This is a genomic window from Listeria sp. ILCC792, from assembly GCF_900186135.1.
GTDB classification, from domain to species: Bacteria; Bacillota; Bacilli; order Lactobacillales; family Listeriaceae; genus Listeria; species Listeria goaensis.
Genome location: NZ_FYBO01000014.1, coordinates 26,469 through 44,199, shown reverse-complemented (window position 1 = coordinate 44,199; position 17,731 = coordinate 26,469). Strand labels below are relative to the sequence as shown.

Here is a 17,731-nt window from a genome sequence, read left to right as displayed (position 1 = left end):
TTCAATCAAATTCTCTATCCTTCTTCATCAAAACAAGTAAGTCTGTATTAGCTAATCTCTTAATTTTACCCCAATACACAATCATAATTATCAATCCATATATATAAATATCAACTGCAATAATACTTATTACAACGAAGCTTGGCACTACAAAAAGTGGTAATAGTGACAGCATAATAAATATGACAGAGCTCACAATCAAGCCAATTCCATAATTTCGACTAATAATATCTAAGTAGATATGCGAAATAATATTATTCTTATATTCCATTAGTTTCAAGATAGACATTTCTTTTTTATTCGAATTTAAAAAGTTAAAAGTTAGGAAAATGATACTCACAATTGAAGCTATCAAAATAATGCTGCCTATAATGAACAATAATATTTCTCCTGCCCTTAGATTGTTTGTAAAGTTAGAAAAATTACTAAACGCATAACTTGTATTATAACCCATGTTTTTTAGGACTTCTCCCATTTGATCTACGTCTGTTGCATCATTTACATAAACAATAATTTTTTCTAAATTTTGTTCTTTATTATAGGCCATATCATTTTCACTTTTAGCATAGATAACTTTTAATAGCCTATCAAATTCATCCAAATTAACATATGACCGATTAAAGGGAGTCGAGTTAATGAATAAAGAATTATCAGATTTAGCTCCCTGAAGAGCTTTGTATTTTAGTGCTCGAGAATCATTAGAACTTAGGCCACCATTTTTTTCTTCAATGATTGGCACTTGTAACTCTAGCGTTGCATTTTCCGCCTTTTCAACAGCCATAGTACCATTTTTCAAATCAATTTTTTTGCCAATTAAGAAATCCAATTTTTCATCTATCCCAGTTACAAAAACAGGTTTTTCATCTCCTGATACATCTATTCCTATTTTCAAACCATATACCGGATAGGCAGTACCTTTTTGTTTTATTTTTTTCTCTTTGAAAACTTCATTTATTTCGTCTACATCGCTTCTTACAGCTTCTTCAGTAATATTGTTTTGATTCTTACTCAAGATTTCAATAACCTTAACATTGTTATTCTTTAAATAATCTCTATTGATTTGAAAATATTGGTTCGCTAAGTACAGCAATATACAGCTTATAATCAAGAGAGAAAAAACAAATACAATTTGTGATAATTTTAAAGATTGATACGTTTTCTTTCTAAATAAACGCACAACTAGTTTTCTATTCATCTACTCGACCGTCCTTCATGAGGATTACTTTATCCGCAAAGTTTTTAATTTCATTATCATGGCTAGCAATAATAACTAATTTTTTTTGAGATATTTTTTTAAGATATTCCATAATTTGATTCTTGTTACTCAAATCAAGTTCAGAAGTTGGTTCATCTAAAAGTATTACATCGGATTCACCTAACATTGTTCGTGCAAATGCTACTCTTTGTTTTTCTCCTCCTGAGAGAACCGCTACTTGCTCGTTTAGTAGACTTTCAATTCCCAGCAGTATGCACAAATTTAATAAGTCATGCTCATAATTTTTCTTATCTATTGTTGTTACATTAAGTTTAATAAGTAGATTTTCTTTTACAGTCAAATTATAGAAAAGCATATCTGTTTGCATCATATATGTAGACTTATGATTACTCATAATAACATCACCTGAATCTGGTTTATCAAGCGATGCTAGTAAATTCAATATAGTCGTTTTTCCACTGCCACTTTTGCCATATAAAATATACAAACCTTGATTAGGTAGCTTAAATGACACGTTTTCTAAACCAGATTCACGAAACTTTTTTTTGACATCCACTAATTTTATCATTTGTTCTGTCTCCCGCCTAATTCATATACATTATCTGATGTAAAAAAACTTATTTTATCATTATTTTCTTGATAGCCTAAATAGTCATTGTAGCTCAATAAAATGTTGTTTGTAGATAAGTCTTCTACTATAAATTCTCCATCTGCCATTACTTGCAAGAGATATGTATCTGAAATAATCTTTGCTGTGGTTGTTCCTTCGGCTAATTTTTTTATTTGTTTTGTACCACTATACAAATAATTCTTTTTCGTATAAACAATTTCTTCTTTATTTGTACTAAGGGAATTCTCATCTACATCAGTTGCAATTAAATTAAATTCAGATAACATTTTATTTGTTTTGTATAGATTTGCCATTTTATTTTCATGAAGTAGTGTATAAATATCCCCGTTATCGGTCGAAATTCCCGAAAAAACTTTTTTAGCCTTATCACTTAATTCTAAATTCATTTTTTTAATTTTCCCGGACCGATCAATTTCCAGTAAATCAACAAGCTCATTTGTATCATCCAAATATTTAACAACAATAAATAAGTGCTCATCCCCGATGCTTGCTAAAGGAAAAAGAGCTTCTTTATCACTCTTTAAATGATATATACTACTGTAAGAATCACCAGCTTTTTTTAGGATTTCAAAATTATTTGATATTGAATTTCCTGAAGTGATATATTTAGCTGATTTAAAGAACGTATATTGAAACTGATTACTACGCAAATCCCATGGTTCTAAAGCTGACTCTTCAGACATATCAAATTTAATTAGCTTCGCTCCGTCGTATACGAGTTTAATATTTTTATTGACCTCATTACTGTTGTTTACTTCATCATTTTGGTTTTTAGAACATCCAGAGATGGTCAAAACTGCAAGTAGAAACATTAAAAAAGCTATTTTCTTTAACATTATGTTCTCCTATATTTGTTGTTTTTTTGTAGGGCTAATACTTTTAAATAGAAGCTGTTATCTCATAAGGTTTTTGATCACCAGATAGTTTGACACGAGCTGTATTCATAACAAAAACCGTATTCTTTCTGTAATCTCTATATGGTGCAAAAGTAGCATTCGACCTCCAACTAGATGTTTTCGATCCATTTTTATTTATCCAGTAGGCTGTTTTCGAAACAGTTTGCCAACTACTACTAGCGCCAGCACTTGCTCCTCCAGAAGATGTCCCAATATTTAGACTCGCACTATTTCGAAGTGATGCCCCTGTTCTAAAAGTCGTTTTAATTTCAGTCACCTTTTTTGAACCACTATAAACAGCGGAAACTTGATAACTATACTTTCCCGTATTTCCAGAAGTACTTGGGTAATTACTACGCCAAACATTAGATGTTATTTTCCCTTTCTTCCCTGGAATAGAATAAGACGTTGCGTCAGTAGCAGCTTTTGCTGTGGTTGGGGCTATTAACGCAATTAATAGTGTTGTTAAAAAAATCATTGTTGTTATTTTATTTTTCATTCTAGTACCCCTTTTTTTATAGTATAAGCAATTAGCCCTACTTCGTTACCATACCACAAAGAATGAAATTAAGCAAATTGTGTATATTTTTATACAAAATAGCCTATTTCTTATATTCTCAAAAGATTTATCTAGTTTGCCCTTTTTTCATTAAAGGATAAAGTATGAAGCCGAGTAGGAACAAGCTCAGACTGAGGCCGAATACGATTAGATTTTCCGTGCCGCTTTTAATGATCCATGCGCTATAAATTAGAGCGAGTAGCGCGATTACACCATCTGTGACACGTTTTGTGCGCGCCGAATGCTCGTAGCCTGAACCGGTTAACACGAGTTTCAATTGGAAAATCGGTGAAATGAAATACTGCACGAGAAAGGCCAGCGTGGAAACTTTTACGACGAAATCGTACGCGACGGCGATGCTGCCTGATAGCGTTGATAAAATGAATAATTGTGACGCTAAACACGTTAAAACGAGCGCGCGCACTGGTGTGCCGTTTTGATTTACCTTTTTCAAATAAGGGAGGAAAAGTCCATTTTTTGCAGCCTGATGCGGGGCTTCGGAACTAAGCATAATCCAGCCAATTGTGGAGCCGAACAGGCAAATGAGCGCTAGAACAGCCATGACGGCGGAACCACCACTGCCAATGACCGAATTGAGCGCATCTGCAAGCGGGCTCGCGCTCCCGAGTAACTGCTCTTTTGGAATGAGTCCGAGAGTTAAAACCGAGATGGAGATATACAGCAAGACGGAAATCACCAAACCTGAAATCGTCGCTGCTTGAATAGTACGGCCTGATTTGGCACGACCTGCAAACATCATCGCGGATTCAATGCCGATAAACGCCCAGAGCGTCACAATTGCGGCTTTGTTAACTTGTGATAGAAGTCCGTTTTCAAGGCCATTTGCATCATAAACGGGGTGATAAAATGCGCCCATTTTGGCGGACTGGAAGGCGAAGACGGCAACGATGATGAATAAAAAGAAGCCAATGACTTTGGCGATGGTGGCGATTAAATTGATTTTTCCAGCTGCACTTACGCCGCGTGAAATGATGAATGCTACGCCCCAAAGTAAGACGGAACATACGAAAAATGTCACGAGCTGACCTTCTGCTAGCTTGAAGCCTCCGATTTGAACCAAAGTATCAGTGCTGTTTAATATTGGAAAAAACACGGATAAGTAGCCGGCAAATGAAGTGATAATCGACACGTTCCCTGCCCAGTTTGCTACCCAATAACTCCAAACGGCGATGAAGCCGGCCATTTGTTTCGCGTTTTGATTTTTAAATAAGGCGTAGGCATGGCTCTGCGCCCCGCTTGTTAAGTCTGGTCTTCTGACCGCTAAATTTCCGAAGACAAGGGCGATCATTAAAACGCCAAGTCCCGTAATCGACCACGCCAGCAAAATTGCGAGCGGACTTGCGACTTCTGCCATTTGGCGTGGAAGCATAAAGATGCCTGAACCAATCATATTTCCGATGACGAGGGCTGTTAAAATAAAAAAGCCCATTTTCTTTTTTTGCGACATATTTGTAACTCCTTTTTCAATTTAACCTATTATCACGTTACCAAGAGAAAGTATAACTAAATATAGCAAACTTTATTTTATGCGTCAACTATTTGTGGTAAACTAAACACATTGAACAAAAAGGAGTAGAAGTATTGTGACACAAGTAAATCCCTTTCCTTATAGCCGCGACAACAAGCGGTACCATACGTGGAATTATTGTCTCCGCGAACAATTTGGCATGAAAATTTTTAAAGTAGCACTTGACGGTGGCTTCGATTGCCCGAATCGTGATGGCACAGTCGCGCGCGGTGGTTGCACATTTTGTAGCGCTGCTGGTTCTGGCGATTTTGCTGGCGACCGCAATTTTGACTTGAAAACACAATTCAATGAGGTGCGGAGTAAAATGCATCATAAATGGAAAGACGGCAAATATATTGCTTTCTTCCAAGCCTTTACAAATACCCATGCGCCCGTCTCCGTTTTACGCGAAAAGTATGAAACGGTTATGAACGAGGAAGGTGTTGTTGGGCTTTCGATTGCGACGCGCCCAGACTGTTTGCCAGACGATGTGGTGGAATATTTGGCGGAATTAAATGAACGCACCTATTTATGGGTTGAGCTTGGTCTTCAGTCGGCGCACGATGAAACGGGGAAACTCATCAATCGCGCTCATGATTATGAGACTTATTTGGAAGGTGTCGCCAAACTACACGCAAAAGGCATTCGCGTTTGTACGCACATCATTAATGGGCTTCCAAAAGAAACACCAGAAATGATGCTTGAAACTGCACAAAAAGTAGCGGAAAGCGGCGTTGAAGGTATTAAAATCCACCTCCTCCACCTTCTAAAAGGCACGCCGATGGTTCTGGATTATAAGCGTGGCGACTTGAAATTTTTGTCGCAAGAAGACTATGTAAAGCTCGTTTGTGACCAACTTGAGCTTTTGCCAAAAGAGATGGTTATTCACCGCATCACGGGTGACGGCGGCGTTAGCGATTTGATTGGCCCCATGTGGAGTCTGAACAAGTTTGAGGTGTTAAACGCCATTGATCAAGAGCTCGTCTTTCGAAACAGCTATCAAGGAAAACATTTTTCGGGGGTAAAAGCATGAATTTAGACGGGATTCTTCCCTTCAGTCACGGTTTACTGAAAAAGATTATTTTCCCCGGTGACGCAGTGATTGACGCGACTTGCGGCAACGGGCACGACACACTTTTCCTCGCTGAATTAGTCGGCACAAATGGGTGCGTGTACGCGTTTGATATTCAAAACGAAGCCGTCCAAAATACTGCTACTAGACTCACCGAAGCAAATTGTTCCGCGCAAGTAAAACTATTTCAAAAAAGCCATGCGGAAATCGAAAATTGCGTCCCCGTACCAATTAAAGCTGCTATCTATAATCTTGGCTACCTACCAGGTGGCAACAAGTCCATTACAACGCTAAGCGAAACAACAATCTCAAGCATCGAGCAAGCGCTAGCGAAACTTCTTCCCGGTGGCATTGTCATTTTAGTCATCTACCGCGGTCATGACGCTGGAAAAACCGAAAAAAAAGCCGTTCTAAATTACGCTGAATCTTTGCCACAAAAGGACTTCCACGTTCTCAGATACGGTTTCATCAATCAACAAAACAATCCACCATTTGTTGTTGCGATTGAAAAAAGAGAGCGGAAAAATTAATTTCCACTCTCTTTTTCATTTATTTATTAAAATCATACTTTTCTTCAATATAAATGGAATACCAAATCATGAAGATGATGACCGTCCAAATTTTACGGCTGTAATCATGTTTCCCTGCGCAATGATCATCAAGCAGTTGTAACACGTACTCTTTGTTAATTAAATGCCCCGTTCCCGATTCATGAATAATCGTTTTAACCCACTCATTCATTTCCTCTTTTAGCCAGTGGCGAATTGGAACCGGGAATCCTAGTTTACGACGATTTAAAACGTGTGCGGGAACAAAAGTCTCTGCCGCTTTACGTAAAATATATTTCGTCGTTCCGTTTGTCGTCTTAAGCGATGCGGGAATTTGTTTCGCAACGTTAAACACTTCTTTATCCAAGAAAGGAACGCGCACTTCAAGTGAATTCGCCATCGTCATGCGGTCAGCTTTTAGCAAAATATCGCCGCGAAGCCATGTGTGCATGTCGATGTATTGCATCCGTTCGACTGGTCCGTAGTGTTTCGTTTCATCATAGAACGGTTTAGTGATGTTCGTATAATCGTGGCCTTCGATGTAGCCGGGCAGTAAAATGCGTTTTTCAGCTTCGGTAAACATCTTCGCATTGCCGATATAACGTTCTTCCATTGGCGTTGTGCCGCGTTCTAGGAAGCTTTTACCTCGCATTCCTTCTGGCATCACTTTAGCAACGCCGCCAAGCATCGATTTGAAAACGCCGGGCATTTTGTTGAACATGGAAAGTGAATTCGGTTCGTTGTAAATGTTATAACCGCCGAACAATTCGTCTGCGCCTTCGCCTGAAAGTGCTACGGTTACTTGTTTGCGCGCTTCACGTGATAAGAAGTAAAGCGGAATCGCCGCTGGATCGGCAAGTGGGTCATCCATATGCCAAACAATTTTCGGCAGTTCGTCCATGTATTCTTGCGGTGTAATCACATAGCTAATGTTTTCTACGCCAAGTTTATCTGCTGTTTCCTTTGCAACATCAATTTCGCTAAAGCCATCTCGTTCAAATCCGACCGAGAATGTTTTAATCGCTGGGTGGTATTCTTTCGCAATCGCCGCAATAATCGAGGAGTCAATTCCACCAGAAAGAAATGAACCGACGGGCACATCAGAGCGCATGTGCATTTTGACAGAGTCGTACATGACATCGCGGATTTCTTTAATAAACGTGTCCTCGGACTTAGAAACGGCTGCAAATTCAGGTTTGAAATACTGCGTAAACTGCATTTCTTCCCCTATTTTTTTAGTAAAATAATGTCCTGGTAGTAGACGTTTGACTTCCGTCGTAAGTGTGTCAGGTTCTGGCACAAATTGATACGTCATATAATTTTGTAAGGAAACTTCATCTAATTTTTTATTTTTCAGTGCGTGTAAAATCGATTTTTTCTCCGAACCCATATAAAGTTTGCCGTTTTCTTCTGCATAAAAGAATGGCTTAATTCCGAATGGATCACGCGCGCCGTAAACGGTATTTTCCACTTTATCCCAAATGACAAAGCCAAACATTCCGCGCAGTTTTTCGGCAGTCTTCTCTTTATATTTCGCATATGTAGCGATGATAACTTCTGTATCACTTTCGGTTTCAAACGATAAGCCGTCTGCTTTAAGTGATGCACGAAGTTCCACATAATTATAAACTTCTCCGTTAAAGATAATCCAATAACGTTCGTTTTCGTACGTTAACGGTTGGTGACCGTTTTCCACATCAATAATACTTAAACGTCTAAACCCGAACTGAACGTGCTCATCGGTATAGTATCCTTCATCATCAGGTCCACGATGGGTAATCATATCATTCATTTCTATAAACGTTTGTTTTTCTTCACCAGTAATTTCAGCAATGCGGTCATGAACGCATCCTACAAATCCACACATTCTGACATTCTCCTCTATTTTAAATTTCATTTGATTTCTCAATTACACAACGTCTATCATATCATAAAGCACGACGATTTGCACAGTTTCAATAATAAAAAAACGCCGCTAAAAGAAGCAGCGTTTCGAAATTATAGTTTACTTGCAAGTTGATTTAAGAAAGCCTTTAAGTCGGTTACTTTATTTGTTTCCTCCCACGGCAAGTTTAAATCAGAACGTCCAAAATGTCCAAATGCTGCTGTCTGCCGGTAAATTGGGCGTTGCAAGTCAAGCATTTTAATAATCCCCGCGGGACGCAAATCAAAATTGGCACGTACAGCTGCAATTAAATCTTTTTCAGAATAGTCACTTGTTCCGTAGGTCTCAATAGAAATCGAAACTGGGTGTGCGACGCCAATTGCGTAGGCTAACTGTACTTCTACCTTTTTCGCCAGTCCAGCTGCTACAATATTTTTAGCCACATAACGGGCTGCATAGGCACCGGAACGGTCAACTTTGGTCGGATCTTTACCGGAGAAAGCGCCGCCGCCGTGCCTTGCATAACCGCCGTAAGTGTCTACGATAATTTTCCGCCCAGTGAGCCCCGCATCGCCTTGCGGGCCGCCAATAACAAACCGACCTGTCGGGTTAATGAAATATTTTGTTTCCGCGTCTAACAAGTTTTCCTCGATGACCGCATGAATGACTTTTTTAAGCATGTCCTCACGTATCGTGTCATTTGAAATCTCAGGATGATGTTGCGTAGAAATGACAATCGTGTCGATGCGCACAGGCTGGTTGTTTTCATCATATTCTACAGTCACCTGTGTTTTGGCATCAGGGCGCAAATAATCAAGCGTTTTGGATTTCCTTAACTCAGCAATTTTTCGTGATAACGCATGCGCTAAATGAATCGGTAGCGGCATTAAATCCTCTGTTTCATCCGTCGCAAAACCGAACATCAAGCCTTGATCGCCGGCACCAGTCGCAAGTAAATCTGTTTCCTTTTCTCCGTTTCGCGATTCCAAAGATTCATCAACGCCCTGCGCAATGTCAGGCGACTGCTCATCAATTGCTGTTAAAACGGCACATGTTTCTGCATCAAAACCATATTTAGCACGCGTATAGCCGATTTCCTTAATCGTTTGTCTAACAATTTTCGGGATGTCCACATAAACAGATGTTGTAATCTCACCTGCTACAAGAACGAGTCCAGTTGTCACGGTCGTTTCACAAGCGACACGCGCATCTGGATCTTTTGCGATAATAGCGTCTAAAATTGCATCAGAAATTTGGTCTGCAATTTTATCTGGGTGCCCGTCAGAAACAGATTCTGACGTGAATAAATGACGATTTTCAGTCATTTGATAGTTCCTCCTTTTAATCTCTTCCATCCGCGTATGGCAAGAAAAAAAGCCCTATTCTCTACATAGACAGGCATAGAGAAAAGGCTTGAAAGTTCGTACCTTCGCTCTCATCGGTCAGGATTTCTCCTGCTCAGGTTAGCACCTTACAACAAAAAGTGTAGGTTGCTGGGCTTCAAAGGGCCAGTCCCTCTACCGCTCTGGATAAGAGTTGATTTCGTTCTTTTTTAGAATAACATACGGAACATACCGTTGCAACCCTAATTTACTGTTAAAAATTCCGGCCATTCATTTGGTGGCACATCCTTGTACTTTTCATATAATAAATCGCCTTTTTCTGTTCTGCTGTAACGGATGCCGTGGTTGCTGTGGTAGCGAAAAACATATCCGGCTTCTTCTAGTTGGTAAATCGTCCATAAAAAATCCGTTTTACTTGGCAAATTCATCCTACCTGATTTTGAACGATCGTTGACAAGTTCATGAATGTTCGATTCACTTTTATAGACGTTTTCAATAATTTTAAAGGCTAAATTAAATGGCATTTCCAAACTATTCACGCTTCCCTCTTCAAACACTTCACATTTTTATGCGGCAGATATTTTCTAATATAATACATTATTCTACCACGTTTTCGCGCAATTAAGCGATATATTTTTCTGCCAAAAAAAGGAATTCCCGGAAGATATAAGGCTACAGCTAGCCATTTCCAATAAGGTAAGCGCATGAGGATTTTGCGTACGGCATAAAAGCCGCGATAAATACGCCCATTTTCGCTTATAACATGCAACTGTTCGTGTAGTTCACTTGCTGAAAAATAGCTCCCTTTGTATGTTTGAAGCGGCTGCCATTTTAGCTGGCCTTTTTTGTCTAATTTCATCATTATTCGTTTGACTTCCTTGCAAAATTCGCAATTTCCATCATAAAAAACGATATCTTTCATCGACAAAACCTCCTAGTATTTTTCTTTCCCCTTATCATATTTTTAAACCTGTGGTATGATAGAATGGTTAAAATTAGAAAAATATATTCGAAATTAACGATAAGGAGAAGAAACATGACATTAATTCCACTAACTTTAATTATTTTTGCAGGCTTTGTTGCGGCTCTGCTTTTATTTGAATTCATTGTGAAATGGCGCTGGTTTAAGTACTTTTTGGCGACGGTAGGTTTAGTAGCCAGTGGCATCATATTTTTTATCAGCTTTTATGGTGGTGGTATGAAACAAACCGAAATTGCAATTGCATTATTCTTAGCAAGCTTTGGCGAATACGTCATTTCCCTCATCATCAGCCTTATTTCACTCATTAAAAGAAAATCAAATACGCCTAAGAAAAAGGCAACTAAAAAAACCGGTCATGCTTAAATCTAGCATAACCGGTTTTTTTAGTGTCATGTAATATTTTAATACAATTTAAGATGTTACACTTTTCGTTTAACAAACTATATTTTCTGTTTATATATTGTATAATTCTAACTATGAGGGAGGTACCAGTATGACCATTTTAAGTGAACGACTCACAAGCTTACGCGAAGACAGAGGTTGGACAAAAACGCTGGTTATACATAAGCTTGGTTTGAAAAATTTAGGTACTTATGCTAACTGGGAATACGGGACACGTGAACCTGATGCCCAAATGATTGTAAAACTTTCTGATTTATATGACGTAAGTACAGATTATTTACTCGGGAAAAGCAATACATCCTAAACATGCTTTTGACTATCAAAATAATCACATTATAATAATAGGAGATGAAGGATATTGGATTTTGAACAGTTTTCTAAGACACTTTTTTCTGTAAGCGCACGTGTAGAGCAATTAGAGGAAAATATTACTACAGAGGAAGCCACAAAAACATCATTAATTATGCCCTTCTTTCAAACTCTAGGTTATGATATTTTCAATCCCTTAGAGTTTTCACCAGAATACATTGCTGATGTAGGTATAAAAAAGGGAGAAAAAGTAGATTACGCCATATTAGAAGATGGGAAACCACTTATTTTAATTGAAGCTAAATCAATCAATGAAAAATTGAACAACCACGATTCTCAACTGTTTCGATATTTTGGGACAACCTCTGCTAAAATCGGAATATTGACAAATGGTAACGAATATCGTTTTTATACTGATTTAGATGAAACGAATAAAATGGATAGTAAACCTTTCTTCTCGTTTCACTTAACCGAATTAAAAGATGGACAAGAAGCTGAAATTTTCAAGTTTCATAAAGAACAATTTGACCTAATCAATATCTCGAAAGCAGCTTCTGATCTTAAATATCTTGGAGCTATAAAAGAATTTCTAACCAAACAATTAAATGACCCTAGTGAAGAGTTTGTAAAATTTATTATGACCGAAATTTATGAGGGGAAAAAGTCAAAAGCTGTAATTGATAAATTCACACCAGTTATCAAAAAAGGATTTAGACAATTTATTTCTGAACAAGTGAATAGTAAGTTAAATGCTGCCCTAAATAATTCTGTAAACTTAAGCAAAGAAGATGAAGAAACTAGTCTACATGAAACAAACGAAAAAGAAACTATAACAACCGAAGAAGAAATTGAAGCTTTTGCTACAACGAAACTAGTATTAAAAGATTCAATCGATTTGGAACGACTTTACTACAGAGATAACAAATCATATTTCAACATTCTCATTGATGATAATATTCGTAAATGGATTCTTAGACTTTATATTAATAACTCCCGTAAGTTTATTATTTTAAATGATGAAAAGAAAACTGAACTTGAGCTAGTGAATGTCACAGATATTTTTAACTATAAAGAAAAAATCACACCCATTGTTGAAAAATATTTATAAAAATAGCTACTTAGGCAAAGCATGTGGTACACTAATACTATAATAATTCACTACCTAGGGGGCGATTTTCATGAAGCAAACATTGCTGATTGTGATGGCAATCGTTTTTCCTGCAACTTTAGGAGCTATTGTAGCGCTTCAAGTTTACAAGAAAAAGACGGCCACTTATATGCCGCTAAAAAATGAATTTGTTCATTGGAAAAAGTAATCATCAAAGGAGGATTTCCACATGAAAAAAGCAGAAAGTGAAAAGCCACTTGTTATAAAAATTGTCATCTCTGTTTTGTTAGGGCTTGTTTTACTTAATCTTATGCCTATTCTAGCGATATTTTCTTAAAAAAATTGAGTTGCCATTTTAAAAATTTTATGCTAATTTAGTAATAGAATTTATGTTTTTATGGTGAGACAGTTAACGGCGATTGCCTTAATGCTTTTTTACAAAAAGACTCCGACACCCTTTTGGGATGCTCGGGGTCTTTTTCTGCTCACTAGGAAAAGAGAGGGGTTATACTATGAATAAAAAATGGGCTTTTAATTTTGCGAAAATTATTATAGGGGCGCTTATTTTTTCGCTAGCAGTAAACGTTTTTGCGATTCCAAACCATCTCGGTGAAGGTGGTGTTACGGGACTTACGATGATTTTATACTACACACTTGGAATTGCACCGGCTATTACTACTTTAATTTTCAATGGGATTTTGCTTATTATCGGATATAAATTTTTGGATCGGTTGACGATTATTCTTACAATTATAGCCATTATTTTTACATCACTTTTTTTACGTCTAACCGAAAATATAACCTTTGTAACTGACCAAACGATTATCGCAGCTATTTTTGCTGGCGTGTTAATGGGATTTGGTATGGGACTTATTATGCACGGTGGTGGAACAACAGCAGGAAGTGCCATTTTAGCTAAAATTGCGAATAAATATCTTGGCTGGAATACAAGTTATGCGCTCCTCTTTTTTGACCTCATCGTTGTCATTCCCTCAACTTTTATTATTGGCTTACAAAACATGCTTTTCACAATTGTTTCACTCTATGTTTCTACAAAAGTACTCGACTTAATTTTAGAAGGCTTTAATCCTAAAAAATCCGTTACTATCATTTCAGATAAATATGAAGATATCGCTCGTGAAATTGATTTAAAAATCGGTCGTGGCATGACTCTGTTTGACGGACAAGGCTATTATAAAAAAGAAGATAAGAAAATTCTTTATATCGTCATTAGCAGACAGCAACTTTTGCCACTTACCAAAATTGTTAACAAACATGATGAAAAAGCCTTTTTCATTATTAATGATGCCCAAAGTGTTGTTGGTGAAGGGTTTACAAAACAAATAACAAGTGAATAAATTGATTTTTTATGCTAAAATAAGTTCGATTCAATAAACAAGTGAGGCGATTTTATGAAGTTTTCTACTATTCCCTTTCGTTTCCTCCTTGTTGTTAGCTTATTATTTAGTATTTTAGGGGTCATAAATATTGGTATCTCCCTCTCATGGGATTTTAGTAACATTGAAAATTTGCTTTTAGGACTATTTTTACTTTTTCTAGGAATTGCATGTTACCATTTACGTTATAAACTCATTAAAAAGGGACGCAACGACTAAGAAATAACACGTGTAAACCCCGCCGAATTGATTTTCGGTGGGGTTTACTAGTATTGCTTCCTCCTATTTCCCTTCATAATCCATATTCATATATTTTTTGCCACCTTTTAGCTCTGTAATCATTTGTTCGATTCTTTTATGGCGAGTTTCCTCACGTTTTGCGCGTCCAATCCACCCAATATAATCATTTTTTTGAAAATCTGGGCGCTTTTTATAGGCTTCTAAAACTTGATGTTCTTTCAACAACTGATGAATATCTTCAGGCAAAGGATAAATCTCACGTTTTAAATTCGTTTCTTTAATATATGGATTCACGTCGTTAACTTCCCTTCCTCCTATTTTAAATCATTTTCCCCTTCTTTTTTTAGACAAACATCTTGTGAAATGGGATTGCGTTTTCATAAAAGAACATGGTACAATTTTCTGAATGAATAGTGAACATACTTTAACTTAAGGACGTGTATCTATGCATCATAAAGCGCTATCCCCCACTAGAAAAATCTTAAATTTGGCTATCCCCGCTACGATTGAGAACCTCCTTCAAACTATGATGGGGTTTGTTGATGGGCTAATGGTTGCTCGAATCGGTTTGCTTGCCGTCACTGCCGTAGGGCTTGCTAACACCATTCTTGCCGTCTACCTTGCCATATTTCTCGCATTAGGGATTGGAACTGCCTCACTAATTGCGCGCTATCTAGGCGATAAAAAAGTAACCGCTGCCAAAGAAATCGTTTCTCAATCTACATTTATTGCGATTTTAGTTGGAGCTTTATTTAGTGTCCTTACACTCCTTTTTGCCTCTCCACTCCTGCAGTTAATGGGCGCTAAGGATTCCGTTCTAGTTTATGCAGTCCCTTTTCTTTCTATAGTTGGCGGAAGCTCCGTTTTCATTTCTTTGATGACTGTATGGGGAAGCGTATTACGCGCTGCCGGAGATACAAAAACACCTATGAAAATTAGTTTCGTCATTAATATTTTGAACGTTCTTTTAAACTACATCTTGATTTTTGGTATCGGATTTATCCCCGCATTTGGCGTAGTCGGCAGTGCAATTGGGACTGTTATCGCTAGGCTCATTGGCTGTTTATTACTATACATGAAAATTCAACAAACTGATTTTCATCTTTCTTTCCGCAAATTATTCCGAAAATCCAATTATTCGGCGCTTATTCGCCTCTCTATTCCCGCAGCTTTGGAGCGGCTTGTCATGCGTCTAGGACAAGTACTTTATTTCAGCTTAATTGTAGCTGTAGGGATTAAAACATACGCCGCTCACTCGATTGCTGGGACTATTGAAAGCTTCACTTATATGCCTGGTTATGGTTTTGCCATTGCGGCGACAACACTTGTCGGTATGAGTGTGGGTGCTAAAAACTATCAGGAAGCGAAACAATTGGGATTTTTGTCTGCTAAAATTGGGCTGATAATTATGAGTGCTTTTGGCGCCGTTCTCTTCTTTTTCGCTCCTGTATTTGGCAGTTGGTTTACACAAGACCCAGAAGCGCTGCATAAAATTATAATCGCTCTGCGCATCGATGCTTTTATTCAGCCTATTTTAGCGATTAGTTTAATCCTTACAGGCGCTCTTCAAGGTTTGGGTGATACGAAATCGCCTTTATATAGCACGGTTATTGGCATGTGGGGCGTCCGGATTATCGGCGTGATTATTTTCAGCTTATGGCTTCAGATGGATATTGCCGGCATTTGGCTTTCGATTGGACTCGATTTACTGCTACGTTCCATTTATCTTACCTATCGCTTCCGGAAAAAGATCGCTCAAAAAAGCACGTTATTCGCAAAAAAGCAAGAGTTGAAAGATGTCTAATAAAAACCGCTAAAAATTTTAGCGGTTTTTACCCTTGATGCCCGCCAATGTACGTCGACCGCTTCATTCCAGTGGCCCCGCTTGAAAGGCTGCTCGCATGCATTAAGGCTTTATAGCCATAGCGCGCGCGAATCTTGTCAATTGTTCGCTCTAATTGTTCCATTTGCAGCGTTTTAATAGGATTCTCAAACAAATTAAGCTGCAAGCCCTTTTTTAGTGCGATGCCACCAAATGAAATGGCGATGACGCGAACAGATTGCTGCTGATAATATTTCCAAAACAGCATTTCTAAAATGGCTTTAAGCCGCACACTCGAATCTGTCGGCTGGATTTTAATTTGATGTCTAAAGCCTCGAATTGGACTATATTTGCTGTAACCAATACTCAAAAACACCCGATTGGTGTCCACAAAATTTTTGCGAAGGCGCGACGCCATCTCTTCGGCCATTTCTTTTATGACAATCACAACTTCTTTTGCATCTTTGTAGTCGCGTTCCAAAATTTGATTTTTCCCAAAAGATTTTTCGATAGGTTTATAAGTTTCATTGATACGGCTATAATCGAGACCGTGCGCATGATAGTAAAGCTGCTGCCCAATTACCCCAAAATGTTTCTTGAGCAGCCCTGGCTCTGTTTGGCTAAGCTCATAAATGCTATTTATGCCAATATCCCTAAGCTTCCGCCCCATTCGCTCCCCTATGCCCCAGAAATCCGTGAGCTTTTTAATGCGCCACACCTTCTCAGGAACGTTCTCATACCGCCATTCCGCTCGTCTCGTAAAACTATGTTTCGACTCAATATCAAGTGCCAATTTAGCCAAAAGCAGGTTATCGCCAATGCCACAAGTGACATAAAGCCCTGTTTCCTTTAAAATATCCGCTTGAATTTGTTCCGCAATCCTTGTAGTCGTCCCAAAAAGGCGATGCGAACCAGTCACATCTAAAAACACTTCGTCAATCGAATAAGGCAAAAAATACTCTTTAGGCACATATCGTAAAAAAACCGCCCGTATTTGTGAGTTAACAGCCAGATAATGTTTCATACGAGGCGGCGCAACAATAATGCGTGGATCGTTTGGAAGCTCATATCTTCTCGCTCCCGTTTGAATGCCAAACACTTTTTTCATGAGCGGTGTCGCAGCAAGAACTAATCCCCCACTATTTTCCGGGTGGCTCATGACAACTAAAAATGAAGTAAGCGGATTAAGTCCCCTTGAAACACATTCCACACTCGCAAAAAATGATTTTACATCAATGCATAAAATATCTTTTCGCGGCACATGCTGATAATCCATTACGTGTACCATTTAGATTCGCCTTCTTTACATGCCACATGATGAATACTATCAAAAAATACTTTTACGTTTTTCTCCCCGCTTCTAAGCCAAATATCGCCATCTTGAATGCCAACAATTCGTCCAATTAAGTCTGCTTCCGGAAAACCATCCGGGTTATACACTGGCAATTTCTGCTGAATAATGACAGTTTGCTGATGCAGCAATGCTTCGCTTAATATCATTTCAATGTTTTTCGCACTCATTGCCTCTTTCCAATTTAAATGCTTCTTCTCATGTTCAATTTGCTCTGAATGTTCACTTAAAATGAAGCCACCCCATTTTTGGATACCTCGGTCAAATTCTTCGCCAGGTAAATTCATTTTATTTCGCCCCCTCCCTAAAAAAGAACATACGTTCGTTTAAATTGTATTAAATTAATCAACAAAAGTATACAGTCCGAAAGTCATCTTTTAAAAATATACTGGAACGAAGTAACTAGATAAAAAAGAACCTTGCGAAAAATCACAAGGCTTAA

20 protein-coding genes and 1 riboswitch are annotated in these 17,731 nt (G+C 38.0%); of the genes, 8 read left to right on the top strand and 12 right to left on the bottom strand.

Annotated features, from left to right (window positions below; all coding sequences use genetic code 11):
* Position 1: 1 nt before the first annotated feature.
* The 5 genes from CFS60_RS12665 to CFS60_RS12645 form a co-directional block, all read right to left on the bottom strand.
* On the bottom strand, positions 2-1,195 hold the full coding sequence (locus CFS60_RS12665) for an ABC transporter permease (protein ID WP_088839331.1): 1,194 nt from the start codon (positions 1,193-1,195) through the stop codon (positions 2-4).
* A complete protein-coding gene (locus CFS60_RS12660; RefSeq protein WP_088839330.1) occupies positions 1,188-1,784 on the bottom strand; it encodes an ATP-binding cassette domain-containing protein in 597 nt (198 codons plus the stop codon). The genes CFS60_RS12665 and CFS60_RS12660 overlap by 8 nt, the downstream gene beginning before the upstream one ends.
* Positions 1,781-2,683 (bottom strand): hypothetical protein, encoded by a 903-nt coding sequence (locus CFS60_RS12655; protein WP_088839329.1) that lies wholly within the window; start codon positions 2,681-2,683, stop codon positions 1,781-1,783. Before CFS60_RS12655 ends, CFS60_RS12660 begins: the two co-directional genes overlap by 4 nt.
* A 43-nt stretch (positions 2,684-2,726) precedes the next feature.
* Positions 2,727-3,242: a hypothetical protein gene (locus tag CFS60_RS12650; protein ID WP_088839328.1), complete on the bottom strand. Its 516-nt coding sequence runs from the start codon at positions 3,240-3,242 to the stop codon at positions 2,727-2,729.
* Positions 3,243-3,369: 127 nt separating this feature from the next.
* Complete coding sequence (locus CFS60_RS12645) at positions 3,370-4,770, bottom strand: amino acid permease (RefSeq protein ID WP_088839327.1); 1,401 nt, start codon at positions 4,768-4,770, stop codon at positions 3,370-3,372.
* Positions 4,771-4,906: 136 nt separating this feature from the next.
* Between CFS60_RS12645 and CFS60_RS12640 the strand changes: the two genes are divergently transcribed.
* Complete coding sequence (locus CFS60_RS12640) at positions 4,907-5,863, top strand: TIGR01212 family radical SAM protein (protein ID WP_088839326.1); 957 nt, start codon at positions 4,907-4,909, stop codon at positions 5,861-5,863.
* Positions 5,860-6,432 (top strand): class I SAM-dependent methyltransferase, encoded by a 573-nt coding sequence (locus CFS60_RS12635; RefSeq protein ID WP_088809881.1) that lies wholly within the window; start codon positions 5,860-5,862, stop codon positions 6,430-6,432. Before CFS60_RS12640 ends, CFS60_RS12635 begins: the two co-directional genes overlap by 4 nt.
* Before the next feature lie 19 nt (positions 6,433-6,451).
* On the opposite strand, the gene asnB is transcribed toward CFS60_RS12635, so the two are convergent.
* From asnB to CFS60_RS12615, 4 genes are all read right to left on the bottom strand, one after another.
* The gene (asnB, locus tag CFS60_RS12630) at positions 6,452-8,317 is read right to left on the bottom strand and encodes an asparagine synthase (glutamine-hydrolyzing) (protein WP_088839325.1); all 1,866 of its coding nucleotides are present in this window, start codon (positions 8,315-8,317) and stop codon (positions 6,452-6,454) included.
* Between the two features lie 131 nt (positions 8,318-8,448).
* Positions 8,449-9,660: a methionine adenosyltransferase gene (metK, locus tag CFS60_RS12625; protein WP_088809879.1), complete on the bottom strand. Its 1,212-nt coding sequence runs from the start codon at positions 9,658-9,660 to the stop codon at positions 8,449-8,451.
* Positions 9,661-9,767: 107 nt separating this feature from the next.
* Positions 9,768-9,871: riboswitch (SAM riboswitch) on the bottom strand.
* A 49-nt stretch (positions 9,872-9,920) separates the two neighbouring features.
* Positions 9,921-10,217 (bottom strand): DUF3116 family protein, encoded by a 297-nt coding sequence (locus CFS60_RS12620; protein WP_244169947.1) that lies wholly within the window; start codon positions 10,215-10,217, stop codon positions 9,921-9,923.
* Entirely contained in the window at positions 10,214-10,600 is a 387-nt protein-coding gene (locus CFS60_RS12615; protein WP_088809878.1) for a thiol-disulfide oxidoreductase DCC family protein, read from the bottom strand. Before CFS60_RS12615 ends, CFS60_RS12620 begins: the two co-directional genes overlap by 4 nt.
* A gap of 114 nt (positions 10,601-10,714) precedes the next feature.
* Here CFS60_RS12615 and CFS60_RS12610 point away from each other — a divergent pair, with 114 nt between their 5' ends.
* From CFS60_RS12610 to CFS60_RS12595, 5 genes are all read left to right on the top strand, one after another.
* A complete protein-coding gene (locus CFS60_RS12610) occupies positions 10,715-11,023 on the top strand; it encodes a hypothetical protein (protein ID WP_088809877.1) in 309 nt (102 codons plus the stop codon).
* Positions 11,024-11,153: 130 nt separating this feature from the next.
* A complete protein-coding gene (locus CFS60_RS12605) occupies positions 11,154-11,366 on the top strand; it encodes a helix-turn-helix domain-containing protein (RefSeq protein WP_088809876.1) in 213 nt (70 codons plus the stop codon).
* 54 nt (positions 11,367-11,420) lie between these two features.
* Positions 11,421-12,479 (top strand): type I restriction endonuclease, encoded by a 1,059-nt coding sequence (locus CFS60_RS12600; RefSeq protein ID WP_088809875.1) that lies wholly within the window; start codon positions 11,421-11,423, stop codon positions 12,477-12,479.
* A gap of 70 nt (positions 12,480-12,549) precedes the next feature.
* Positions 12,550-12,687, top strand: coding sequence for a hypothetical protein (locus tag CFS60_RS13945; RefSeq protein WP_162859614.1), 138 nt, complete (start codon positions 12,550-12,552; stop codon positions 12,685-12,687).
* Positions 12,688-12,991: 304 nt separating this feature from the next.
* Positions 12,992-13,837, top strand: a complete 846-nt coding sequence (locus CFS60_RS12595; RefSeq protein ID WP_088809874.1) for a YitT family protein — start codon at positions 12,992-12,994, stop codon at positions 13,835-13,837.
* A 321-nt stretch (positions 13,838-14,158) separates the two neighbouring features.
* On the opposite strand, the gene CFS60_RS12585 is transcribed toward CFS60_RS12595, so the two are convergent.
* On the bottom strand, positions 14,159-14,410 hold the full coding sequence (locus CFS60_RS12585) for a YdeI/OmpD-associated family protein (protein WP_088809872.1): 252 nt from the start codon (positions 14,408-14,410) through the stop codon (positions 14,159-14,161).
* Positions 14,411-14,561: 151 nt separating this feature from the next.
* Between CFS60_RS12585 and CFS60_RS12580 the strand changes: the two genes are divergently transcribed.
* Positions 14,562-15,920, top strand: coding sequence for an MATE family efflux transporter (locus tag CFS60_RS12580; RefSeq protein WP_088809871.1), 1,359 nt, complete (start codon positions 14,562-14,564; stop codon positions 15,918-15,920).
* A 28-nt stretch (positions 15,921-15,948) separates the two neighbouring features.
* Here the strand turns inward: CFS60_RS12580 and CFS60_RS12575 are convergent, their stop codons facing one another.
* Positions 15,949-17,226: a Y-family DNA polymerase gene (locus tag CFS60_RS12575; protein ID WP_088815887.1), complete on the bottom strand. Its 1,278-nt coding sequence runs from the start codon at positions 17,224-17,226 to the stop codon at positions 15,949-15,951.
* On the bottom strand, positions 17,214-17,576 hold the full coding sequence (locus tag CFS60_RS12570; RefSeq protein ID WP_088809869.1) for a hypothetical protein: 363 nt from the start codon (positions 17,574-17,576) through the stop codon (positions 17,214-17,216). The genes CFS60_RS12575 and CFS60_RS12570 overlap by 13 nt, the downstream gene beginning before the upstream one ends.
* Between the last annotated feature and the right edge of the window lie 155 nt (positions 17,577-17,731).

Coding starts and splice junctions, on each gene's coding strand:
- CFS60_RS12665 (WP_088839331.1), bottom strand. CDS start 1,195: ATGAATAGAAAACTAGTTGTGCGTTTATTTAGAAAGAAAACGTATCAA.
- CFS60_RS12660 (WP_088839330.1), bottom strand. CDS start 1,784: ATGATAAAATTAGTGGATGTCAAAAAAAAGTTTCGTGAATCTGGTTTA.
- CFS60_RS12655 (WP_088839329.1), bottom strand. CDS start 2,683: ATGTTAAAGAAAATAGCTTTTTTAATGTTTCTACTTGCAGTTTTGACC.
- CFS60_RS12650 (WP_088839328.1), bottom strand. CDS start 3,242: ATGAAAAATAAAATAACAACAATGATTTTTTTAACAACACTATTAATT.
- CFS60_RS12645 (WP_088839327.1), bottom strand. CDS start 4,770: ATGTCGCAAAAAAAGAAAATGGGCTTTTTTATTTTAACAGCCCTCGTC.
- CFS60_RS12635 (WP_088809881.1), top strand. CDS start 5,860: ATGAATTTAGACGGGATTCTTCCCTTCAGTCACGGTTTACTGAAAAAG.
- asnB (WP_088839325.1), bottom strand. CDS start 8,317: ATGTGTGGATTTGTAGGATGCGTTCATGACCGCATTGCTGAAATTACT.
- metK (WP_088809879.1), bottom strand. CDS start 9,660: ATGACTGAAAATCGTCATTTATTCACGTCAGAATCTGTTTCTGACGGG.
- CFS60_RS12615 (WP_088809878.1), bottom strand. CDS start 10,600: ATGAAAGATATCGTTTTTTATGATGGAAATTGCGAATTTTGCAAGGAA.
- CFS60_RS12610 (WP_088809877.1), top strand. CDS start 10,715: ATGACATTAATTCCACTAACTTTAATTATTTTTGCAGGCTTTGTTGCG.
- CFS60_RS12605 (WP_088809876.1), top strand. CDS start 11,154: ATGACCATTTTAAGTGAACGACTCACAAGCTTACGCGAAGACAGAGGT.
- CFS60_RS13945 (WP_162859614.1), top strand. CDS start 12,550: ATGAAGCAAACATTGCTGATTGTGATGGCAATCGTTTTTCCTGCAACT.
- CFS60_RS12595 (WP_088809874.1), top strand. CDS start 12,992: ATGAATAAAAAATGGGCTTTTAATTTTGCGAAAATTATTATAGGGGCG.
- CFS60_RS12580 (WP_088809871.1), top strand. CDS start 14,562: ATGCATCATAAAGCGCTATCCCCCACTAGAAAAATCTTAAATTTGGCT.
- CFS60_RS12575 (WP_088815887.1), bottom strand. CDS start 17,226: ATGGTACACGTAATGGATTATCAGCATGTGCCGCGAAAAGATATTTTA.
- CFS60_RS12570 (WP_088809869.1), bottom strand. CDS start 17,576: ATGAATTTACCTGGCGAAGAATTTGACCGAGGTATCCAAAAATGGGGT.